The organism is Corallincola luteus (assembly GCF_004336975.1).
Taxonomy (GTDB): Bacteria; Pseudomonadota; Gammaproteobacteria; order Enterobacterales; family Neiellaceae; genus Corallincola; species Corallincola holothuriorum.
This window is the reverse complement of the sequence record NZ_SJXE01000002.1, coordinates 232,523-254,788: the sequence shown is the minus strand read 5'-3', so window position 1 is coordinate 254,788 and position 22,266 is coordinate 232,523. Positions and strand designations below refer to the sequence as shown.

Annotated in this window: 15 protein-coding genes and 1 pseudogene; 10 read left to right on the top strand and 6 right to left on the bottom strand. The window is 49.5% G+C overall.

Translation table 11 applies throughout. The annotated features are described in order from the left end of the window. Positions 1-65 precede the first annotated feature (65 nt). The 5 genes from EZV61_RS07575 (at position 66) to EZV61_RS07555 (ending at position 13,061) form a co-directional block, all read left to right on the top strand. Positions 66-1,139, top strand: coding sequence for an efflux RND transporter periplasmic adaptor subunit (locus EZV61_RS07575; RefSeq protein WP_114337575.1), 1,074 nt, complete (start codon positions 66-68; stop codon positions 1,137-1,139). Then, positions 1,136-4,231 (top strand): efflux RND transporter permease subunit, encoded by a 3,096-nt coding sequence (locus tag EZV61_RS07570; protein ID WP_131414850.1) that lies wholly within the window; start codon positions 1,136-1,138, stop codon positions 4,229-4,231. The genes EZV61_RS07575 and EZV61_RS07570 overlap by 4 nt, the downstream gene beginning before the upstream one ends. Positions 4,232-4,534: 303 nt before the next feature. Beyond that, entirely contained in the window at positions 4,535-6,673 is a 2,139-nt protein-coding gene (locus tag EZV61_RS07565) for a S8 family peptidase (protein ID WP_131414849.1), read from the top strand. Between the two features lie 25 nt (positions 6,674-6,698). Continuing rightward, a complete protein-coding gene (locus tag EZV61_RS07560) occupies positions 6,699-11,213 on the top strand; it encodes a hybrid sensor histidine kinase/response regulator (RefSeq protein ID WP_131414848.1) in 4,515 nt (1,504 codons plus the stop codon). Then, positions 11,214-13,061: a putative bifunctional diguanylate cyclase/phosphodiesterase gene (locus EZV61_RS07555; RefSeq protein ID WP_131414847.1), complete on the top strand. Its 1,848-nt coding sequence runs from the start codon at positions 11,214-11,216 to the stop codon at positions 13,059-13,061. It begins immediately after the preceding gene. A 48-nt stretch (positions 13,062-13,109) separates the two neighbouring features. On the opposite strand, the gene EZV61_RS07550 is transcribed toward EZV61_RS07555, so the two are convergent. Both EZV61_RS07550 and rsmD read right to left on the bottom strand, forming a co-directional pair. After that, positions 13,110-13,406, bottom strand: coding sequence for a DUF1145 domain-containing protein (locus tag EZV61_RS07550; RefSeq protein WP_131414846.1), 297 nt, complete (start codon positions 13,404-13,406; stop codon positions 13,110-13,112). Next, the gene (gene rsmD, locus EZV61_RS07545; RefSeq protein WP_131414845.1) at positions 13,406-13,999 is read right to left on the bottom strand and encodes a 16S rRNA (guanine(966)-N(2))-methyltransferase RsmD; all 594 of its coding nucleotides are present in this window, start codon (positions 13,997-13,999) and stop codon (positions 13,406-13,408) included. Before rsmD ends, EZV61_RS07550 begins: the two co-directional genes overlap by 1 nt. A gap of 174 nt (positions 14,000-14,173) precedes the next feature. On the opposite strand from rsmD, the pseudogene ftsY reads away from it, so the two are divergent. The 4 genes and pseudogenes from ftsY to rpoH all read left to right on the top strand — a co-directional run. After that, positions 14,174-15,331, top strand: a pseudogene (ftsY, locus tag EZV61_RS07540) (signal recognition particle-docking protein FtsY); the annotation flags it as partial. 19 nt (positions 15,332-15,350) lie between these two features. Then, positions 15,351-16,040 (top strand): cell division ATP-binding protein FtsE, encoded by a 690-nt coding sequence (gene ftsE, locus EZV61_RS07535; protein ID WP_114337567.1) that lies wholly within the window; start codon positions 15,351-15,353, stop codon positions 16,038-16,040. Then, a complete protein-coding gene (gene ftsX, locus EZV61_RS07530; protein WP_114337566.1) occupies positions 16,037-17,020 on the top strand; it encodes a permease-like cell division protein FtsX in 984 nt (327 codons plus the stop codon). Before ftsE ends, ftsX begins: the two co-directional genes overlap by 4 nt. A 118-nt stretch (positions 17,021-17,138) precedes the next feature. Then, positions 17,139-17,990 (top strand): RNA polymerase sigma factor RpoH, encoded by an 852-nt coding sequence (gene rpoH / locus EZV61_RS07525; RefSeq protein WP_114337565.1) that lies wholly within the window; start codon positions 17,139-17,141, stop codon positions 17,988-17,990. A gap of 71 nt (positions 17,991-18,061) precedes the next feature. Here rpoH and EZV61_RS07520 read toward each other — a convergent pair whose 3' ends face one another. Next, a complete protein-coding gene (locus tag EZV61_RS07520; protein ID WP_114337564.1) occupies positions 18,062-18,451 on the bottom strand; it encodes an acetyl-CoA sensor PanZ family protein in 390 nt (129 codons plus the stop codon). Between the two features lie 71 nt (positions 18,452-18,522). Between EZV61_RS07520 and EZV61_RS07515 the strand changes: the two genes are divergently transcribed. After that, positions 18,523-18,777: a YkgJ family cysteine cluster protein gene (locus EZV61_RS07515; protein WP_131414907.1), complete on the top strand. Its 255-nt coding sequence runs from the start codon at positions 18,523-18,525 to the stop codon at positions 18,775-18,777. Between the two features lie 62 nt (positions 18,778-18,839). On the opposite strand, the gene EZV61_RS07510 is transcribed toward EZV61_RS07515, so the two are convergent. From EZV61_RS07510 to EZV61_RS07500, 3 genes are all read right to left on the bottom strand, one after another. Then, entirely contained in the window at positions 18,840-19,748 is a 909-nt protein-coding gene (locus EZV61_RS07510; RefSeq protein WP_240695167.1) for a divergent polysaccharide deacetylase family protein, read from the bottom strand. Next, a complete protein-coding gene (locus EZV61_RS07505; protein ID WP_114337562.1) occupies positions 19,745-20,989 on the bottom strand; it encodes a S41 family peptidase in 1,245 nt (414 codons plus the stop codon). The genes EZV61_RS07510 and EZV61_RS07505 overlap by 4 nt, the downstream gene beginning before the upstream one ends. A 111-nt stretch (positions 20,990-21,100) precedes the next feature. Continuing rightward, on the bottom strand, positions 21,101-22,225 hold the full coding sequence (locus EZV61_RS07500; RefSeq protein ID WP_158537987.1) for a murein hydrolase activator EnvC family protein: 1,125 nt from the start codon (positions 22,223-22,225) through the stop codon (positions 21,101-21,103). Positions 22,226-22,266: the final 41 nt, after the last annotated feature.

Sequence of the window (22,266 nt, the reverse complement as noted above, 5' to 3'; positions counted from 1 at the left end):
GTCAGATCTTCAAACTGCTGGCTGTTTTACATATTAGTAACCCAGCAACCAGCAATGGAGTAGGTATGAAACGGGTTTTATTTATTTTTATCATCGTTGCCACCATCGGCTCTGCCGTTGGTTATCGCTGGTGGTCACTCAATATGGCACCCGTGGCAGCGAAGAAGGCCAGAGGGGCCGTTGCCGTTGTCGTGGCACCAGTCAAGTCCGTGCTTTTAGAAGACAAAGTTGAAGCGCTGGCCACGGCAAAAGCGAATGAGTCTGTCGTCATTACCGCCAACGAGACCGAAAACATTGCTGCGATCTACTTTGAAGATGGGGATCAGGTCAAAAAAGGCCAGCTATTAGTTAAGCTCCGTGATGCCGAGCAGGTCGCCAACCTGCAGCTCGCGGAAGTCGCGCTGGCAGAACAGGAACGTGAATATCGGCGGATTGCAGACTTAGTAAAAAACCGCACTATTGCCGGTTCCGAACTGGACCGTATTCAGAGCTTGATTGATGCCGCCAAAGCCCGCATCGCCGCCGAACAGGCCAAGATCGATGACCGCCAGATCCGCGCACCATTTGCAGGCCAACTCGGCTTCAGACTGGTCAGTAAAGGTGGCCTAATCACGCCGGGAACCGTGATTACAACCTTGGATGATCTCGCCACCATCAAGCTAGACTTTACCGTTCCGGAACGGTTTATGACATCACTGACCAAAGGCTCGATTGTGCGCGCCTATTCAGATGCCTATCCCGACCAGGTGTTTGATGCCCACGTAGATACGATCAACCCGCGGGTGAACCCGATCACCCGTGCTATCACTGTTCGTGCACAGTTAAAGAACCAAGACTTGCAACTGAAGCCCGGTATGCTGCTCAAACTTGAGTTGATCCATGACCAAAGGCAATCACTGGTGATCCCTGAAGCAGCCATCATCGCGTTGAAAGATAAGCATTTCGTATTTGTGGTGGACGCAGAGAACAAGGTCAGTCAGAAACAGATTGAAGTAGGTCTACGTAAGCCTGGAATCATTGAAGTTGTTGCAGGGCTTAGCATTGACGAGCAAGTAATAACCCAAGGCGTATTAAAGGTACGCAGCGGCGCAACTGTCACCATCCAGGAAGAGACATGGCGTGAAGGAGGCGGGGCATGATCCTCACCGATCTGTCAGTCAAACGGCCGGTCTTTGCTTCGGTTATCAGCCTGCTACTCATCGCCTTTGGCTTAGTCGCTTTTGACAAGCTGCCATTGCGTGAATACCCCAACATTGACGCCCCTGTGGTGTCAGTCGAAACCCGGTATCGTGGCGCTTCAGCGGTAGTGGTTGAACGCCGTATCACCAAGCTGATTGAAGATAGGATCAGTGGTGTGGAGGGGATCAGAAACATCAGCTCCGAGAGTAAAGACGGACGCTCCTCTATTACCATTGAATTCACTGTCGAACGCGACATCGACGCCGCAGCCAATGACATTCGAGAGCGCGTTAGCCGGGTTTTGAACAACTTACCTGACGAAGCCGATCCGCCAGAAATTAGTAAAGCCGGCGCGGGGGATGACACCATCATGTGGCTTAATCTGGTGTCCGACCGAATGGAGCTGTTGGAGCTCAGTGACTATGCCCAACGTTACTTAGTCGACCGCTTCAGCACCATTGATGGCGTTGCCCGCATCCGTGTCGGTGGTGGCCGTGACTACTCTATGCGCATCTGGTTGGATCGCTCAGCGCTGGCTGCCCGTGGCCTGACAGTGAACGACGTTGAAGATGCGCTGCGCTCACAGAACGTCGAACTACCTGCCGGTAGTGTCGAATCGGTGGATCGCCAGTTCACCGTGCGTGTGCAGCGCGCCTTTAATACCGCAGAACAGTTTCAGGATCTGGTACTGACTCAAGGTGACGACGGTTATCTCGTGCGTTTAAGTGATGTTGCCAAGGTCGAACTGGCCGCTTCCGAGGAGCGGCTATCATTCCGTGGCAACGGCGTACCCATGGTGGGTATCGGGATCACCAAACAATCCACTGCCAATACCCTGTCGGTAGCACGTGCGGCGCGCGCGATGGCTATCGAAGTAGACCGCACCCTGCCGGAGGGGATGGAGCTGATCAACAGTTACGACAGCTCAGTCTTTATCGAGCAGTCAGTGAAAGAGGTTTATCAAACCCTCTTTATCGCCATTACGCTGGTCGTGATCGTTATCTATCTGTTTCTCGGCAGCGCGCGTGCCATGCTGATCCCGGCGCTGACGGTGCCGGTGTCATTGATGGGCACCTTTATCGTGCTTTATCTGCTCGGTTACACCATTAATATGTTGACCTTGTTAGCCTTGATCCTCGCCATTGGTATGGTGGTAGATGATGCCATCGTGATGCTGGAAAACATCCATCGTCGAATAGAGCTGGGGGAATCCCCTTTAGTTGCAGCATTTCTCGGCGCACGCCAAGTCTCTTTTGCGGTCATTGCCACCACGCTGGTATTGATCTCGGTATTCATGCCTATCACCTTCCTCGAAGGCGATCTTGGCAAGCTATTTACCGAGTTCGCTGTCACCATGAGTGCGGCCGTGGCATTTTCCAGCTTAGTGGCACTCAGCCTTTCACCAATGATGTGCTCGAAATTGCTTGTGCCGCACGAGCAGCCAGGCTGGTTAACTCGCCAGGTAGACAGAGCACTGAATAAGTTTCGTGATAACTACATCAGCGCGCTACGCACCTCGATCCATAAACCAAGCCTGACCCTGGTATTGATTCTCGCTGCGCTGATCAGCTGTGCCTGGCTGCTTAAACAGGTACCAGGGGAGTTCACTCCAAAAGAAGATCGCGGCGCTTTCTTCATTGTTGTTAGCGCACCAGAAGGCGCAACGTTTGATTACAGCCAGAGCTACATGGACGAAGTAGAACGGCGCCTGATGCCGTTAGTAGAGCGCGGCTCAGTGAAACGACTGCTGATCCGCACACCGCGGGCATGGGGGCAAACCCAAGATTTTTCTGGTGGCTTTGCCATTATCGTATTGGAAGATTGGGCCAACAGGGAAAGCGCCTGGCAGCTGATGGGGGAAGCCCGAAGCAAGTTAGGTGACCTCGCCGGGATCCGCGCCTTTCCAGTCATGCGCCAAGCACTGGGTGGCGGTACCGGTAAACCGGTACAGTTTGTGATCGGTGGTAGCGACTATGATGAATTGGCTCGCTGGCGTGATCTGCTCATCAACGAAGCAAAAAACAATCCCGGCTTAATCGGTATCGACCACGATTACAAAGAGACCAAGCCACAACTGCAGGTACGCATAGATACCGAACGCGCAGGTGATTTAGGCGTATCAGTGGAAACCATAGGTCGTACATTGGAAACCATGTTGGGTAGCCGTATCGCCACCACCTTCCAACACCGTGGGGAAGAGTATGATGTGATCCTCGAAGGTAACCGTGAAGATCAAAGCGCGCCAACGGATATGACCAATATCTATGTGCGCAGTGATTACAGCAAAGAGCTGATCCCGCTATCTAGTTTGGTCAATATTGAAGAGTTTGCTGACGCTGGTAACCTGAATCGCTACAACCGTATGCGCTCAATCACTATTGAAGCCAATCTGGCAGACGGCTACACCTTAGGCGAAGCATTGAGCTATCTGGATGAGCTGGCTTATCGGGTGCTGCCCGGTGATGCGGTGATCAGCTACAAAGGCCTATCCCAGGATTATCAAGAATCAGGTGCCTCGATCTACTTTGTGTTTATGCTGGCACTGATTGTCGTCTTTCTGGTGTTGGCAGCACAGTTCGAAAGCTATATTCACCCCATTGTCATTATGTTGACCGTGCCTTTAGCCATGATGGGCGCCTTGATTGGTCTCTATCTATTTGGCCAGTCGCTCAATATCTATAGCCAGATAGGTATCATCATGCTGGTGGGGCTAGCGGCGAAGAACGGCATCCTGATCGTTGAGTTTGCTAATCAGCTACGTGATCAAGGAATGAATTTTGATGAGGCCTTACTGCAAGCATCCGGCCAGCGCCTGCGTCCCATTCTAATGACCGGGGTAACCACCGCCTTTGGTGCACTGCCATTGGTGTTGTCATCCGGTGCCGGTAGCGAAACCCGCTTTGTTATTGGGGTAGTGGTACTCGCTGGCATTTTGATCGCCACACTGTTTACCCTGCTCATTGTGCCTGTGATGTATGCACTATTGGCCCAACACACTAGCTCACCAGATGCGATCAGCCACCGCCTGGAACAAGAGTTAAACAAACCCTAACTCATGCCTGTCGGCAAGAAGGCGGCTCCAGCTTTGCTGAGCCGCCTTTTATTTGTCACCCTCTCCCCCAACCAAGATTGTCACAATTATTTCACAAAACCAGAATAAGCTTTTCCTTATAAAACATCATGTTATTTACTTTTGCATAACATTTGCATAATAATGCGGGACATTTTGTGACCAGTCGTTCAGCCGGGCAGTCGGATGACTCACACAAGAGATGCTCGCCCGGCCGTTTGACAATGGATTAACAGAAGTCTGGACACATAACCCAGTCACTTAACCATTGTAAAGGCAGTAAAAATGACGCAGCACAGTTCCAACAGCAAAAAGCGTTCACGACGCAATATGCTGTTTATATCAGCAATTTTTGTTTTCTCCGCATTTAGCACATATGCGGTGTACCAAAATCATCAAGCGGTCGACGTTACCGCCCCCACCAGTCAAGTACTGATCCAGGGGAAAGACTCTGAACAACTCGCCAAACTGGTGACTGATCTTGGCGGCAAAGTCACTCACCAGTTGGATGTGATCAATGCAGTGGGTGCGGAACTGACGCAGCAACAGATAAACGCCCTGAGCCAATCCAGTCTGGTAAGACGGATCCAGGCCAATGGCGTTGCAACACTGGACTCGGTAACGGGTTGTGGTGTCACAGGCGACCATATCTTGAAAATTGACCAAGACCATATCAGCTGGTCATTGTTCAATATGGGAAGCGAGCCAATTACGCTGTCGCAAATCGATTTCAATTGGCCGGAAAGCTATGGGCAACTGACCAGTATCACTTTTGGTGACCTGTTATATGAGGAGCTGGATGAAGCCGAGATGCCAAGTGGCAGTTTATTGCAAACCTCAGAGCAGATGTTGTCAACCGCACTGGCGCGTCAAATCCCTAGCGATGGTCAAGTCAACCTGCAACTCAATTTCGTCAATAACGAACCGCTATACAACATCGCTGAGCAATCCGACTTCCAGCTGATAGCTGGGTTTGCAGAAGGTTGCGAAACCAAATTAGTTACCGGCTATGACGGCTTAGATAACAGTGTCGAAAACAGCTATTACACTCATCCTATTGATGCCGACCAAGTCCATTCCGAAGGCAATACAGGTGCCGGAGTCACTGTTGCCGTTATCGATTCGGGAATTTGGTCAGCCAATAGCGGTTTGGGTCAAAACACCCAACTGGAAAGCCGTATTCTAGCCACTTATGATGCCATTCAGGATCTTGAAGGCAGCGCATTAGATGAGAATGGTCATGGCTCCCATATTGCTTCAATGATCGCCAGCAGCCTGGAAAGTACAGCCGAGGGTGCCTTTACCGGCGCATACCATGGTGTGGCTCCCGATGCAGATCTGGTTATTGTTAAAGCGTTTGATGTCGAGGGCAAAGCCACTTATCTGGATGTTATTCGAGCAATTCAGTTCGTCATCGACCATAAAGATGAGCACAACATACGCGTGCTCAATCTGTCATTCAGCGCCCCAGCGTCTTCCTATTACTGGAACGATCCAATCAATCAAGCGGTGATGCAGGCCTGGCAAGCCGGTATTTTCGTTGTGGCAGCGGCTGGGAACAACGGCCCAGAGGCGATGACCATAGGTGTGCCAGGTAACGTACCCTATGTAATGACAGTGGGTGCTGTCAGTGATAACTATACCCCAGACGATATCTCTGATGATTTCCTTGCTAGCTTCTCATCTGCAGGGCCTACCTATGAAGCGTTTGTAAAACCGGAAGCAGTAGCACCTGGCGGGCATATGTTGGGGATCGTTGACCCAATCACAGCACTGTCACAACAATTCCCGCAATATCAGCTTGGCAATCATTTGATGGTATCGGGCTCATCACAAGCCGCCGGCGTAACATCGGGCATTGCCGCACTTTTACTAAGCGCCGATCCCACATTAACGCCAGATACCGTAAAATGCCGGCTAATGGCTAGTTCAGCAATCGCCGTTGACGAAAATGACGAACCCGTTTACAGCGTGTTTCAGCAAGGGGCTGGATACATGAATGCCAAGCGGGCGCTTGAATCAACAGCGCAAGATTGCGCCAACATAGGTATTGATGTCGTCGCGGATCTAAATGACGAAGAACACTATCAGGGACCCGCATATGAAGAGTCGCCTGGTGTATTCCGCATTGACGGAAATAACGACGATACGATTGTTTGGGACTCTGGCAACGCTTGGCATGTCGGTAACGCTTGGCACGTCGGCAACGCTTGGCATGTCGGAAACGCTTGGCATGTCGGCAACGCTTGGCATGTCGGCAACGCTTGGCATGTCGGCAACGCTTGGCATGTCGGCAACGCTTGGCATGTCGGTAACGCTTGGCATGTCGGCAACGCTTGGCACGTCGGCAACGTTCACCAAGCAAGTCATCAAGAAGAGTCTAAAAAGTTGGTCTCCGGATCCAATTGGGTTCCTCAACAATAAGCTTATTATAAAAAGGTAAGAATAAATGCGCGGGTTTAACAATCTCCTAAACATGAGTAGTGTTTTATTACTTAAACTCGCGCTTTGCTTGCTTCCAATGACTGCTTTTGCAGAGGACTCTAATCCTAACTATTATTTCAAGCCATCCCCATTCAATGACAAAATAGCGCAAAGTACAATTCGCCAAGTATTTAGAGATAAGCAAGGCTTCGTTTGGCTTTCTACGCAGGGTGGATTAACAAGATTAGACGGCAATTCTGTCATTAATTTCACCAATGATATTAGCAATTCTAAAAGCATTGCATCTGACAACATCATGTTTGTTGCCCAAGATAGAGATAGCGACACAATCTGGGCCGTTACGTATACAGAAGGACTTAGTAAATACCAAGCAAACTCAGATAACTTTATAAACTTCGCTCTACCAATAGATTTAATTTCGGAAAACAGATCAATATGGAATGTTATCCATGATAGTAAAAATTATCTATGGCTAGGTTTAGATGGCGGCGGAATTATATGTTTCGATCTAAAAAAAGAAGAGTACAATTCATGTGCCACACCAACTCTCTCTTTAGTTCTAAATGAATATACGATTCTTGATGCAATCGAAGATCATAATGGAAACCTCTGGTTTGGTACCGACGGGAATGGTCTAATAAAATATATTCCAGCTACGGACTCGGTTATTCATTTTTCTGCAAATAAAGATCTTTTTGAAGGTCAGACTCCGACTAAAGTTCATTCGTTGTTAGAAGATAGTAATGGTAATATATGGTTTAACACAAACAGAAATATTACCTACAAGTACTCGCCAACAATAAGAAATATAACAAAAATAGACACTAGCAAGCTAGATGGAAGTGGGAAGTCAAGAGGACTTTTCGAAGATGACGAGCATAATATCTGGCTGGCAACAGAAGGTGGCTTAGCCTATTTAGACAAGTCCAAGAATGAATTTCTATCGTACCCAAAACAGAATAATGGGATGGATGGAGAAATGCTTCTTGATATTTTTCAGGATCCGGGCGGATTACTTTGGATTGGTTCACTTAACGGGATTTTTATTGGTAGAAAGAATGACTTTTTGACCATCAGTAAAGATAACGGGCTGTCCGCAAGTTCAGTTATGGGCTTTGGTGAATCATCTGATGGCTCCATCTGGATAGGCACCTATCAATCTCTTCATTATCAAGATGGCATAAAACACCCACCTGAAGTAATTAATGAATACAATGGACAACTTGTAAACACACCAAGAATCATGATGATTTCATCAAAAGATGGGGTTGTCTATATTGGTACACGATCTGACGGGTTAGCAGTCATCGATACAAATATTGGGACAGTAGAACACTTCAAAAATAACCCTGCAGATATAAATAGCCTCAGCAACGACAGCATTACCAGCGTTTTAGTAGATAGTAACGATACGTTATGGGTTGGTACTTTTGGTGGGGGGCTTAATAGGAAAGAAAAAGGTAGAAATAATTTTGAAAGATTTCGTCACCTCCCCCAAGATCTAACATCAATTGATAGCAACAAAATCTTTGTTCTAACTGAAGAAAAATCCGGTGAAATATGGATAGGAACGGATAGAAACCTAAACAGATATAACCCTGACGACAACAGTTTCACCTCTTTCCCACTAGAGTTTAACTCGACATCCGCATCTGGCTCTTTTATAACTGGTATAGTTGAAGATCTGCAATCCAACCTATGGATCGCCCTTCAAGACAGCATTTTACTACGATGGAATTCAAGTGATAGAAAGCAAGGGAAACTAGTATTAAACACCTTTAGCAATGAGCTTAGAGTAGCTGACAAGCAGCTCTACTCTATGAATGTTGACGATTCTGGTTATATTTGGATAGGAACAAGCAAAGGCTTGATGAAAATCGATCCATTAACAATGACAAGTACGAATTTTGATAAATCTCACGGCCTTCAAGGAAATGACTTTAATTTCGGTTCAACATTTAAAAGTAGTTCTGGGGAACTTTTTTTTGGAGGCAGTAACGGCTTTAATAGATTTCACCCTTCAAAAGTAGCTTTAGAAAGTAGAAAAATGAAAGTAGCTTTAACGGGGCTATATAAACTAAATAAAAAGCTTGTAACAGATGTTGCACTTCACGAACTATCCAACATAACCTTCGACTATCAAGATTATTTAGTGTCTTTAGAGTTTTCAGCACAAGATTACGAAACGATTGGTCGTGTTTATTACCGTTACAAACTCGAAAATTTCGATACTGACTGGGTCAATCTAGGAACTCAGTATAGAGCGACCTTTACGAACCTGCCTCCTGGAAATTACCAGCTAAAAGTTCAGGCGACTAAAACACCCGGCATCTGGGACGGCTCTCCCATGACCCTAGACATCACCATCACGCCTCCACCATGGCGAACCTGGTGGGCATATACCTTATATGCCTTGATGCTTGGTTTTATAGTGTGGCATTTCTGGCAGAAGCAACGGGCGAAAACACGCCTCGCTTATGAGCAAAAACAAGCGCTAGAGAGGGAAGTTGCCGCTCGCACCGACGATCTGGTGCAACTCAACCAGCAGCTGGGGCATACCGTTGAAGAGTTAAATGACGCTAAAGAAAGAGCAGAAGAAGCCAATCAATCAAAAACCGCATTCTTAGCCAACATTAGTCATGAGATCCGCACACCGATGAATAGTGTGTTGGGGATGACAGAGCTGTTATTGCGGTCCCCCCTTAGCGAACAGCAGCGACGTTTCGCGATCACCACCCATAGATCCGGCGAGATGCTATTGGGGTTAATTAACAACCTGCTCGATTACTCAAAAATTGAGGCGGGTAAAGTTGAACTTGAACAATTGCAGTTTGATATTAAACAACTGGTCTCTGAGACCTGCTACCTGTTTGCGGATCAGGCACAACGTAAGGGGCTTGAGATTAACTATATTGTCGACCACCGCTTACCTGAACTGGTCATTGGCGATGCCAACCGACTACGCCAGATCCTTGCCAACTTGGTCAGCAACGCAGTGAAGTTTACCCAGGAGGGGGAAGTCGACGTCGTGCTCATGCAGGAGCTCGAAGGGATACGCATCAGCGTTAAAGACAGTGGCATCGGTATGACGCCTGAAGCACTGGATCACGTTTTTGACGCATTTTCTCAGGCCGATGTTTCTACCACCCGCCGCTTTGGGGGCACAGGCCTGGGACTGTCGATTTGTAAGCAGCTGGTGGAATTGATGAAAGGTGAGCTGTTTGTCGAATCAACACCAGATCAAGGCAGCTGCTTTAGCATCTTAATGCCCCTGGTTAACGTCAATAACGGACCAACCTCAGGTAACTATTTAGCCATCAGAGGTGACGTCCGTACCGCGCTGTGTTCACCCGGTGTCGAGGCGATGGTCAGTAGCCAGTTAGCACTACTCGGCATCCACGCTCGCCCAGTAGGTGAAACGCCGCTGCTCGCCGCTCTGCTCGAACCGGGCAGTGAAAACTGTGTCATTGCGGATATTCAGCTGCTAAGGCGGGAAGAGATCCAGATGCTCTCTGGCCTACCAACGCAAACACAGCGCCGCTTGATCTTACTCACGCCAATCGCTACCGAACAGCTGAGTGATGAACTGAGGCACTGCCAACGCCTGACCAAACCAATTGACGGTCGCACGCTGCATATCGCCTTAAGTATCGCGACCAATCAACCTATCCCCGGCCAGCAGGGAATGACCAGCTTCCGAGACAACAGCGATGTAATGAATCGCTTTAACGCATCGATCATGGTCGCGGAAGACACGTTCGCCAATCAGGAAGTGCTGCGCGCAATGCTTGAAATGATGGGCTGCCAGGTGTTCATTGCTTCCGACGGCAGAGAAGCGGTCAGCATGTTCAAACAACACCCCGTCGATCTGGTACTGATGGATTGGCAGATGCCCCGACTGAATGGGTATGAAGCAGCAAAGCAGATCCGGCAATTCGAAGTTGAAACCGACAAGCCTGCAACCCCCATTCTGGTAGTGACCGCAGGTATGATGGACACCGAACGCCAGCGCTGTTTGCAAGGTGGCATGAATGGCTATCTGACTAAGCCACTCACACTGCGCCAGCTCTATGATGCACTAGAAGAGTTTTTACCTGCGGAATTACATAGCCACGAACAGATAATGTCTGCCGCACCCGCTGGTGCAGTACAGCAAAATGACAGTGACGACGTTGTCGATATGGCAGCGATTAATAATATCCGCCAGATCCAGCAGGAAACAGGTAGCGATATCCTCAACCGTGTCTTTAGTGCCTTTAAAGAAGAGGTTGCCAACAAGCTGAGCGAATTGAAGCAAGCACTGAATAACCGTGACCGCCAACAGATAGCGGCTTGCGCCCATGCCATCAAATCGCTCAGCTCCAATGTTGGCGCTAAACGCCTAAAACAGCTCAGTCATCAAATAGAGCTGACAGCCCGTGACGGGGATCTAGCCTCCTGTAAAGCGTTACTGGTAGGATTAGAGGAATGTTATCTTCAAGCTATCGATGCTCTCAGTGACGTAATTAGGACGCCTTAAATGCATGCTGTACCCGCACCATTAACAGAGAAGCCCGTCGTACTGGTGTGCGACGATGACATCACCATTCGTTTGATGATGCGGGAAACGCTGGAACGTGAAGTTATCACAGTCATTGAAGCGGCCGATGGCAGACAAGCCCTGGAGATGTATAAACAGCACTCCCCTGACCTGGTGCTGCTAGACGTTAGCATGCCTCATTTTTCCGGCTATGAGGTCTGTGAAGTTATCCGTCAATCACCGTTGGGCGCTGATGTACCAGTGGTGATGGTGACCTCTTCAGATGATCTCAGCTCAATCAATCGCGCCTATGAAAGTGGTGCAACCGATTTCTTAGCCAAGCCGATTACCTGGCAGATCCTTGGCCAGCGAGTGCGTTATATGCTGCGCGCCAGTCGCGCCTTCCGCGATCTAAAACGCAATGAGGAGCGACTAAAGCGTAACGAAGAGCACCTCAAACAGAACGAAGAGCGCCTGCGAGTATTGGCTTACTTCGATAACTTGACTGGCCTACCGAACCGCCAGATGTTCAACGAAGATTTGCAGCGTAGTATTGCGCAAGCCAAGCGTGAAGGATTGAAGGCCGCACTGCTATTTATCGATCTCGACCAGTTCAAACGCTTTAACGATACCCTAGGTCACGCCTTCGGCGATAAACTGCTGAATCGCGTCGCTGAACAACTAAAAACCCGCCTACGTCCCGGTGATCTGCTGACACGCGGCGTAGATAGATTAGAAGATATGTCGCTGGCGCGCCTTGGTGGCGATGAATTCACTATCTGCTTGACGCAAGTGGCACAAAACGAAGATGTCGCTCGTGTCGCCAGCCGCGTGATTGAAAGTATCTCTCAGCCGATGGTGGTGGACAGCTATGAGGTGGTAGTAACCCCCAGTATCGGCATAGCTATCTACCCCGATGATGGCGACGAAATCGACTCGCTGCTAAAAAATGCTGACACGGCAATGTATAACGCCAAAGCCAAAGGGCGAGGTCGATTCCAGTTCTATAGCGGTGAAATGAACGCCAGAGCGCTGCAACGATTACGGATGGAAAACGAGTTACGCAAAGCTATCGACAACAATGAGCTCAGAGTCGCTTACCAGCCGAAAGTAGATGTACAACAGCGGAAAATTATCGGCGTCGAAGCGCTGGTGCGTTGGGAGCACCCGAAACAGGGTATCGTCTCCCCGGCCGAATTCATCCCGCTGGCAGAAGAATCTGGACTGATTGTCGATATTGATAATTGGGTATTACACAAAGCCTGCCACCAAGCCAGCGAGTGGTTAAACATGGGGATCACCTGCCCCGTCGCGGTTAACGTCTCAGCACTTAACTTCAAGAAAACCAATCTGGTAGAACGGATCAAAACAGCGTTAAGGGAAGCGGACCTACCCGCATCTTTGCTCGAGCTAGAGATGACAGAAAGCATTGTCATGAGCGATATCGAGCTCAATACTGAACGCCTAACCCAACTCAAGGAGATGGGCACGTCTATCTCTATTGACGACTTCGGCACGGGTTACTCGTCGCTAAGCTACTTGCGTCGCTTACCGATCGATCAGGTAAAAATCGACCGCTCTTTCGTCAACGAAATTGATTGCAATAACGAAGATATGGCGATCGTAAAAGCAATTATCGCCATGTCCACCACGCTGAAAATGGAAGTGATCGCGGAGGGGGTTGAAACCACCACCCAAACTGAAAAATTGAGTAAGGCTGGCTGTCACCGCCTGCAAGGCTTCTTGTACGCCAAACCGATGCCCGCCAAGTTTGCCACAGAAACTCTGCTGGCTGGGTTTGACGCGCTGCCAGCAGCGAAAAAACTGGCAACGGCAACTAGTAACTAGTAACTAGTGTTTTAAATAAGTCAGTGAGTTATTTAGGCTCTCACTGACTTAATCAAAAGAAGCCTTGACTGGCTTATCTGCAGACAATTGGTTCCAGCGACGCCACAAAGCAAACACGCCAAACAGCATAATATCGACGATTGCAGCACCGCTAAGTTTTAACTGGCTCCCTAAGATCCCCTTAAAAACGGCCAGTTGAATGAGGTGCATCATAATCACCAGGCCCATGACCAGCTTCATCACCAGAGACAGGTTTCCAGCAAAAGGTTGCCAGAAGTTACTGAAAAACACCGCCCAAACGCCCAACATGACGAGATAACCCAACGGCAGCATCACTTTATACATCAAACAGATCCTTCATCTTGATTCTGAAACAATCGATAGGCCACCTGGCCAGCGGTTTTCTCCCGGTACAAACGCCAGGCCTGCGGCAAAGGAGGAAGTACCAACTCCTGCTCAGTTTCGAGATAAACCATGCCATCTTTCGCCAGCCAACCATTTGCTTCAATCAATGCAAAGAGATCATGCAGTAGCCCCTGACGAAATGGCGGATCGATAAAGATAATATCAAACGGCTGCAGTGGCTTTTGCGCCAGTAGCGTCAATGCATCAGCACATTTCACTTCACCGCTGGTGGCTTTTAATGTCGCTAAATTTTTTTCCAATTGCAGCGCCACCGGCTTCGCTTTTTCAATCAACAAAGTATATTGAGCATGGCGCGATAAACTCTCAAATCCAAGTCCACCACTGCCGGCAAACAGATCCAAACAACGCGCATCTCTGACATCATGCATCAGCCAGTTAAACAGGGTTTCTTTCACCCTATCAGTGGTCGGTCGTAGCCCATCCCCCGATAGCACAGGTAAGCGACGGCCACGCCATTGACCACCAATAATCCGTATTTGCCCTGTGGGCGCACGATTTGCTTGTTTCGCCATCGCTGACCACCCTATATAAAGTTAAATTATGTTAATATCTCGGCGCATTTTAGTGCGAACACGGCGTAACGCCAGTGTAACGTGCAACCCGTCGCTAGATCCCGGCATTATCAGAGTAATTACTACGGTTTGAACATGGCAGAGAAGAAAAAAGGCTTTTTGTCCTGGTTTGGTAAAGAGAAAGCTAAAACAGAGACAGCAGATGCGGCTGCGGCCGAACAAGAGATAGCGGCCCCCGAACAAACCGAGGCGTCGGAGCCTGTCACCACCGAATTGGCAGACAAAGCTACAGCCGCAGAAGCTAGCGGAATAATTGCGGACGAAAGCGAAGCCACGCAGGCAGAAGCGTCGCCGGCTACGGAACCCGTTGTTGCCACCCCGCAACCTGAAGTGCAAGAGAAGCCGACCCGAGAAAGCTTTTTCAGCCGTTTAAAGCGCGGTTTAATGCGCACCCGCAGCCAGATAGGCAGCAGTTTTGCCAACCTGTTTCTCGGCAAAAAAATTGATGATGAGCTATTTGAAGAGCTGGAAACACAACTACTGTTAGCCGATGTTGGTGTCGATACCACAATGAAGATCATCGACTCACTGACCGATCAAGCGGATCGCAAACAGCTGAAAGATGGCGATGCGCTGCTTGGCTTACTGAAAGAAGAGATGGCCGGGCTACTGAACAAGGTTGATTCTCCACTGGATACGGACGCCAATGAGGGTCCGTTTGTGATTCTGATGATCGGCGTCAACGGCGTGGGCAAAACCACGACCATTGGCAAGCTGGCTAAGCAGTACCAGGCACAAGGCAAAAAAGTGATGCTGGCTGCGGGTGACACCTTCCGGGCCGCCGCGGTCGAACAGCTTCAGGTATGGGGCGAACGGAACGAAATCCCTGTTGTTGCCCAACATACTGGAGCGGACTCAGCATCGGTCCTGTTTGATGCACTGGAAGCCGCAAAAGCACGTAACGTAGATATCCTAATTGCTGATACGGCCGGTCGTTTGCAAAACAAAGCGCACCTGATGGAGGAGCTGAAAAAAATTGTCCGCGTGATGAAGAAACTCGATCCGCAAGCTCCCCATGAAGTGATGCTCACCATCGATGCCGGCACAGGCCAAAATGCGATCAGCCAGGCGGAACTGTTCAATGAAGCCGTGGGACTCACCGGCATCACGCTCACCAAATTGGATGGCACAGCCAAAGGTGGCGTCATTTTTGCGGTGGCAGACAAGTTGGGGATCCCAATTCGTTACATAGGTATCGGCGAAGGGATTGAAGATCTGCGAACATTCAATGCTAATGAATTCGTTGACGCCCTGTTCAGCGACGAAGATTAATAACTGATAGCAGCCAGCAATGATCCGATTCGACCACGTTAATAAGCTCTACCCTGGCGGTCACCACGCCATAAAAGATGTTAGCTTTCATCTGCAGAAAGGGGAGATGGGCTTTTTAACCGGCCATTCAGGCGCAGGTAAAAGTACCCTGCTGAAACTGATCGCATTATTGGCGAAGCCGACCAATGGCCAGATCTTTATTAACGGTCACAGCTTGAGCCGAGTAAAGAAGCAACAGATCCCCCTGGTGCGCCGAGATATCGGCATCATTTTCCAAGATCACCGCTTACTTACTGATCGTAGTGTATTTGATAATGTCGCTTTACCTTTAGTGATCGCTGGTCACAGCCATAAAGAGATGAAACGCAAAGTCTCGGCTGCGCTTGATAAAGTTGGTCTGCTTAACAAAATCAATAACCTACCGTTACAGTTATCCGGTGGTGAGCAACAGCGGGTCGGCATCGCCCGAGCGATTGTCAACAAACCGCCCATCCTGCTCGCCGATGAGCCGACCGGGAATTTGGACCCCGAACTCTCGGCCGAAATTCTTAAGTTATTTGAAGAGTTCAACCGCGTGGATGTTGCCGTACTTATCGCCACCCACGACCTCGGGCTTATCGCACGAATGAAATACCGTACGCTGACACTGCGCAACGGCCAACTGATTAATGATGGTCTGTTTCAAGATGATCGAGGACAACTGCTATGAGTCTGCTATTTAAGGAGCGTGCCGATAGCAATAGCATGAAACCAAAGCTCTCCTTTGCAGAGCAGGTTCGTAGTTTCTTTATCAATCACTTACGCCAATCGATTGCCGCGCTGGGCGATTTATGGCGCACGCCCGTCGCTTCTCTCATGACCATGGCGGTACTGGGACTCAGCCTGTCACTGCCAGCGGCGCTGTATGTGTTGCAAAAAAACGCGGTGGCGGTAAGTAGCGCATGGCAAAACGCCGCCGAGATCAGCCTATTTTTGCGCCAAGATCTCTCACCAGAAGTGCAACGGGCATTTAGTCATCGTATCGGCCTGCATCCTGAAGTCGATAGCGTCACCCTGATATCGCCAGACGCGGGCTTAGAAGACTTTAAACTGCAATCAGGCTTTGGCGATGCGCTTGCTTATCTTGATCGTAATCCGCTGCCTGCCGTGGTTGTCGTCTTACCGACGCTGGCAAACCGTGGCCCTAATGAAGCCCGGGCGCTACTGCAAAAGCTCGAGTCTGCTCGGGAAGTGGATATGGGAAAAATGGATATTGACTGGTTAGAGCGGCTAGATGCCATTATCGCCTTAATCCAAGACTCCTTTGGTGCGCTAGCAACACTGCTATTGGTCTCCGTCGTACTGATTGTCGGTAACACCATTCGCCTAGCGATTATGGGCAGAAAGGAAGAGATTGAAGTGATGAAACTAGTTGGCGCAACCGACGGTTTCATTCAGCGCCCTTTCCTTTATACCGGTCTTTGGTACGGGATCGTCGGCGCGATGATCTCATGGATCGCGATATCACTGATCATCTGGTGGTTAGCCGACGCCATTCAATACCTATCGGGGCTTTACCAAAGTAGTTTTGAACTCACCGGTATCAGCCTACTCGAAGCACTGTTCCTGCTGCTGCTTTCGTCACTACTGGGCCTGTGTGGTGCTTACATATCTGTTAAACGTCACATTGCGCATATCGAACCTGCTTGAACATCGAATGAAACTTTCTTAGTGGTTGACGGGTCTTATCGAATGGATCAGAATTCGATCTCGTCTGGATCCTGGGCGTATAAGCTCACAGACATGAAGATTTGAGTAAGAGGTACACATGACAACATCAACTCAGTCAATGGCACTTACCGTACCGTCGGGCAATATTGAGTCCTACGTGCGTATGGTCAACGCCATTCCTATGCTGACCGCTGAGGAAGAGAAAAGCTTGGCTGAACGCCTGCAGCAAGACGGCGACCTCGCCGCTGCCCGCCAGTTGATTATGTCTCACTTGCGCTTTGTGGTGCATGTGGCGAAAGGTTATGCAGGTTATGGTCTACCGCAAGCAGATCTGATTCAGGAAGGCAGTATCGGGCTAATGAAGGCCGTTAAGCGTTTCGATCCCACCGTGGGAGTACGCTTGGTCTCGTTTGCTGTGCATTGGATCAAAGCAGAGATCCACGAGTACGTACTGCGTAATTGGCGCATCGTTAAGATCGCGACCACCAAAGCGCAACGTAAGCTGTTCTTTAATCTGCGCAAGAATAAGAAACGTCTTGGTTGGTTCAATCAGGAAGAGGTGAGTACCGTCGCTGAAGAGCTAGGTGTGAGCCGCAAAGAAGTAATGGAGATGGAAGCCCGCATGAGCTCCCATGACCAAGCTTTTGAACTGAGTAACGACGATGACGAAAAGGGCACCAGCTTTAGCCCGGCGCTTTATCTAGAAGATAAAACGTCTGATTTCGCGGAAAGTGTCGAACAGGAAAACTGGGATGCTAACGCTGCGAGTCGTCTGAAATCAGCCATTGATACGCTGGATGAAAGAAGCCGCGATATCCTGCAAGCCCGTTGGCTTAGCGATGAAAAACAAACCCTGCAAGACCTAGCTGATAAATATCAAGTATCAGCAGAACGCGTCAGGCAGCTGGAAAAGAACGCGATGAAGAAGTTACGCCTAACCATGGCATAACTTGCGAACGGTCTCCTCTAGCATAAAAAACCGACCTATTATGGTCGGTTTTTTTTATTTATCAGCCCAGCTCATGAAATATGCCAGCCTTTGTCACTTGGTGTCGCTGCCAATGCAGACATAAACCCTGCAATATCAGCATCCGCCCTGTCCCAATAGACAAAGAGTTTCTGCTGTTCAGCGACATGCTTAATTTGTTGCAGACAGTAATCGATGAGAAGACGGCCAACCCCACGACGACGGGTAACATCCCTCACTGTTAAACCGATTAATGATGCCGCTTGCAGATTGAACAAACCCGCGCCAATATAGCGGCCGTTAAATTTAGCCAGCACCCAATGCACGCCAGCTTCAGCCGCCTGCTCTTCAAGCTGCTCTAGCTGCTCGGGTGTAAACAGTTTCGCCAGATCAGTACGCATCCCCTGATCCAGCAACTCAGTCGTTAATGCCGTTAAACGCATAGGAAAAAGTTCTCATTATGTCTTGGGTGGATTCTAGCAGCCAAACCGGGGAAGTCGACAGCCCCAACAACATCTCCTGTCGACTCGGTTGTGGAGCCTGTTGCATTGCCCCCTCTATTACCTCACCGATCCCAGGTATGCCCAGTGGAAAACCTGCAGGTAAGCGCTGTGTACAGTTAAACGAAGACAACCTATGTATGCTGTTTGGCCAACCACAACGGCCAGCACTATGTGACGCTTTTAAAGCCTGTGCCTCGGTATGTGGTGACAATGATGAAGCCGCCATGTTTAACCTGACGTTGCTGGAACAAGCCACCGCCAGCTAGTCCTCAGCCGCAGTGAGAGATGTTTCAGGCGTTAAACATCGATGGCAGGATCCGGCAACGATTCACAACGCCAAACCATTGCTGTCAGCAGCACCGGTAATATCTGTGTCTGGCAATCTGACTGCCAATGGGGCTGTGCCAATTTTTTCCCGAGCCGCCCAGTTTTCATCGTCGATCAACGCCGAAGCAGGTACAAGCTCGATACCCAATGCGGTCAGTTCGGGTAGTCGTTGTTGAAGCAAGGAGAGCGTTTCTGGGTAGGGGTGAGCGATCCCTACTGCATATCCCTGACGCAACGCCAGCTTTATCAGTTGATCAAACTGCCTGGAGATAGCAGCTTGATCTTGCAGATTATCCAGGAAGACATGGCGTCGCAACGCTGGTACGCCAGTGGCCAACGCAACATCCTCAGCGCAGGTATTCACACTGGTACGGCTATCGATAAAGTAGAGCGGATAATAACGCAGAAGACGCATCGTCCAAGCCATATGGGGAAGGGACTCGGTCAAGTCACTACCCATATGATTATTCACCCCCGCGACGTGGGGCAGTGACTGCAATGCTTTAATCAGCATGCTCTGCAACTCGGATTGCGACATCTCATTGGTTAATGCACCGTGCCCTAAGCGATTACCCGCCTTAGCTTCCATAGGCATATGTAACATCACTTCTTTGCCGCTCTCATGGGCAAGTCGTGCTAAGTGTCGGCTATGGGGAGTAAAAGGTAAGAACGAGAGCGTTACCGGGCCAGGCAACGCGATCACCTCTCTATCCGATGCGCTATTGCCGACATCATCAATCACCAAGGCAACACGGGCCGCAGGCTGTTCAGCCGCGAGATCTGAAGAGAGCAGGGAGAAAAAAATAGCCAAGAGGAATCGCCAATGGCAACTCGGCTCTTTTCGGCAATGATGCCAACGACGATACATAGGGCTGAGCATGCTCCGGTTAATCTCAGCCCTTGCAGTCAATCTGGATGATCCAGTGCTTGGAGTGCCGTTCTGAGTTGATTGTCTTGATTAGCGATCTGGATCTTCTTCTCGCCCTGATATGCTACCACCGTATTCAATGGCAGGGGGTTTATTATAGGGGTTAGCAGACTTTCGAGAACCACCTGTGAAGGTACAAATCTGTCCGGTGTGATCCCCTTCCCATCAATAGCCAGGCCATCAGGTGTGAAATAGTGCGCCGTCGTCAGTTTCAAAACCCCCTCTCCTGGCTGAACAGGAAATAGCGACTGGATAGAGCCCTTACCAAAGGACTGTTCACCGAACACGGTTGCCCGCCGATTCCCCTGCAACGCACCAGCAACAATCTCAGCGGCGGACGCTGAGCGACCATTGATCAATACAGCGATAGAGATACCACTGATCTTTTCACCGGTATTGGCGAAATAGATCACATTGGCCTCGTAATAACGACCACGAGTCTTTACGATCACCCCTTCATCAAGAAACAGATCCGCAACCTCTAGCGCGCTATCTAGCAAGCCGCCGGGGTTGTCCCTAAGATCCAATATCAGTCCTGACAGTTGTGGTGCTAGCGCCAACTCCTTCAATGCAGTAGCCACCTCTTGCGGTGTGGTCTGGGTGAAGCTGTTGATCTTTAGATACGCGGTGGCGTCATTTAGCATTCGCTGACTCACGCTTTTCACGTCAATTTGGCGGCGTTCGAGAGCAAAGTTAAGTAACTCTGGCTCTCCCTCGCGCTGCACAGTGAGGTGCATCAGCGATCCTGCCGGCCCACGCATCCCCATCAGCAGTGTTTCAGCATCAGAGTCCGCTAATAGCTGACCATCAACACTGATCACTCGATCACCCGCCACCACACCAGCTTCGAGCGCAGGAGAGCCGGGAAACAGATTCACAATGGTTACCTCTTGCTCGGTTATCGCGAGCTCCATGCCAACACCGGCATACTCTCCTGAGGTCACATCGGTCAAATGAGCAAATTCATTGCGATCCAAATAGTCGGAGTGGCGATCCAAATGGGAAACAATAGCGGAAATGGCATCATCAACGAGGGCATCATAAGCCACTTCATCGACGTAAAATTCTCTGATTTGTTGCAGAATGGAGTAGATCCGTGCCGCGTCCTGAAACGCAGGTGAATCTTGAGGTTTGGAAGCCAAGCCACTGCCGGCCAAGGTCAACATCATGCCTGTAGCCAAACCGATAAAGAAAGTCCAAGACCGCGATAGCAAGTGTTGCATAAGCAACTCCTGTGTCAGTCTGGCTCTGAGAGAAGGATCCGTTACTTCCGCAGTAGCCGGTTTAAACCTAGTGTACCGTGACACCTAACCCGCGTAACGCTGACGCTAAGGTTAACTACGATGACACCAGGCTGATGGATCGAGTGCTTGCCCCTGATGGCGTATTTCAAAGTATAGACCAGCGGAGCTGCGGCCCCCGCTTTTCCCCACCAAAGCGATCGGTTCACCGCTTTCTACGCGGTCACCCACGCGTTTTAATAGTGCTTGGTTGTGGCCATAGAGGCTCATGTAACCATCGCCATGATCAACCACCATTAACAAACCGAAGCCTTTCAACCAGTCAGCATAAACCACGACACCTTGATGTACTGTGTTGACGTCTGTGCCCTCTTTGGCGTTTAACATCACCCCTTTCCAGACGATATTACCCGTTCGCTGAGAACCAAAATTGCGACTAATTCGTGCATTCACAGGCCAGGAGAGTTTGCCTTTCAATGCCTTCAGGCCATCCATCTCCAACTTTTCTCGTTGCCGACGGCGCTCAATCATGTTGCGCACAGTGCGCTCATTTTCTTGCAGCTGCACCAGCTGCTGACGACCACCGGAGAGGTTTCCCTTCAACTTGCCAAGAGCGCGCTCTCGCGCCAACTGACGCTCTTCCATCTGTGCTTTTTCAGAGGCTTGACGACGTTCTAAGGATTGCAGGCGACTGGCTTGTTCAGCCAGGCGGCGCTCAACCCGAGCTAACTGACGACGGGTTTTTTTCAGCGCTTCCAGGTTCTCCATCCGCGCCTGATTCATATATTGATAATAAGTCAACGAACGTTCGATCTTGCCCGGTTCCTGCTGATTCATTAACAGCTTGATATAGTCATGATCACCAGACATATAGGCACTAACTATTTGTGCCTGCAATGCGGATTGTTGCTGACCATATAGCACTTTCAATTCTGCTTGCTGCTTCTGCGCATCGGCCAAATCATCTCGGGTACGAGTCAACTCCTGCCGTGTCATACGAAGCACTTTGGCCACTTTCGCGATCTCTTGCTCTGCATCCCGCAAGGAACTAAACAGCGCCTCACGCTTCTCTTTTTGTTCCTGCAATTGTTGCTCGGTGCGCTTAATCTGCCCTTGCAGTTGGTACAGGCGATCACCTTTTTTACTTTTCTCCGTCGCTCCCACATGAGCAATGGCGAAACAGAAAATCAGACATAAGACAAAACACAGCCTGCTCAACCAGTGAGCAGGCTGTGTTTTTAAGGAGCTAGAATACTTCA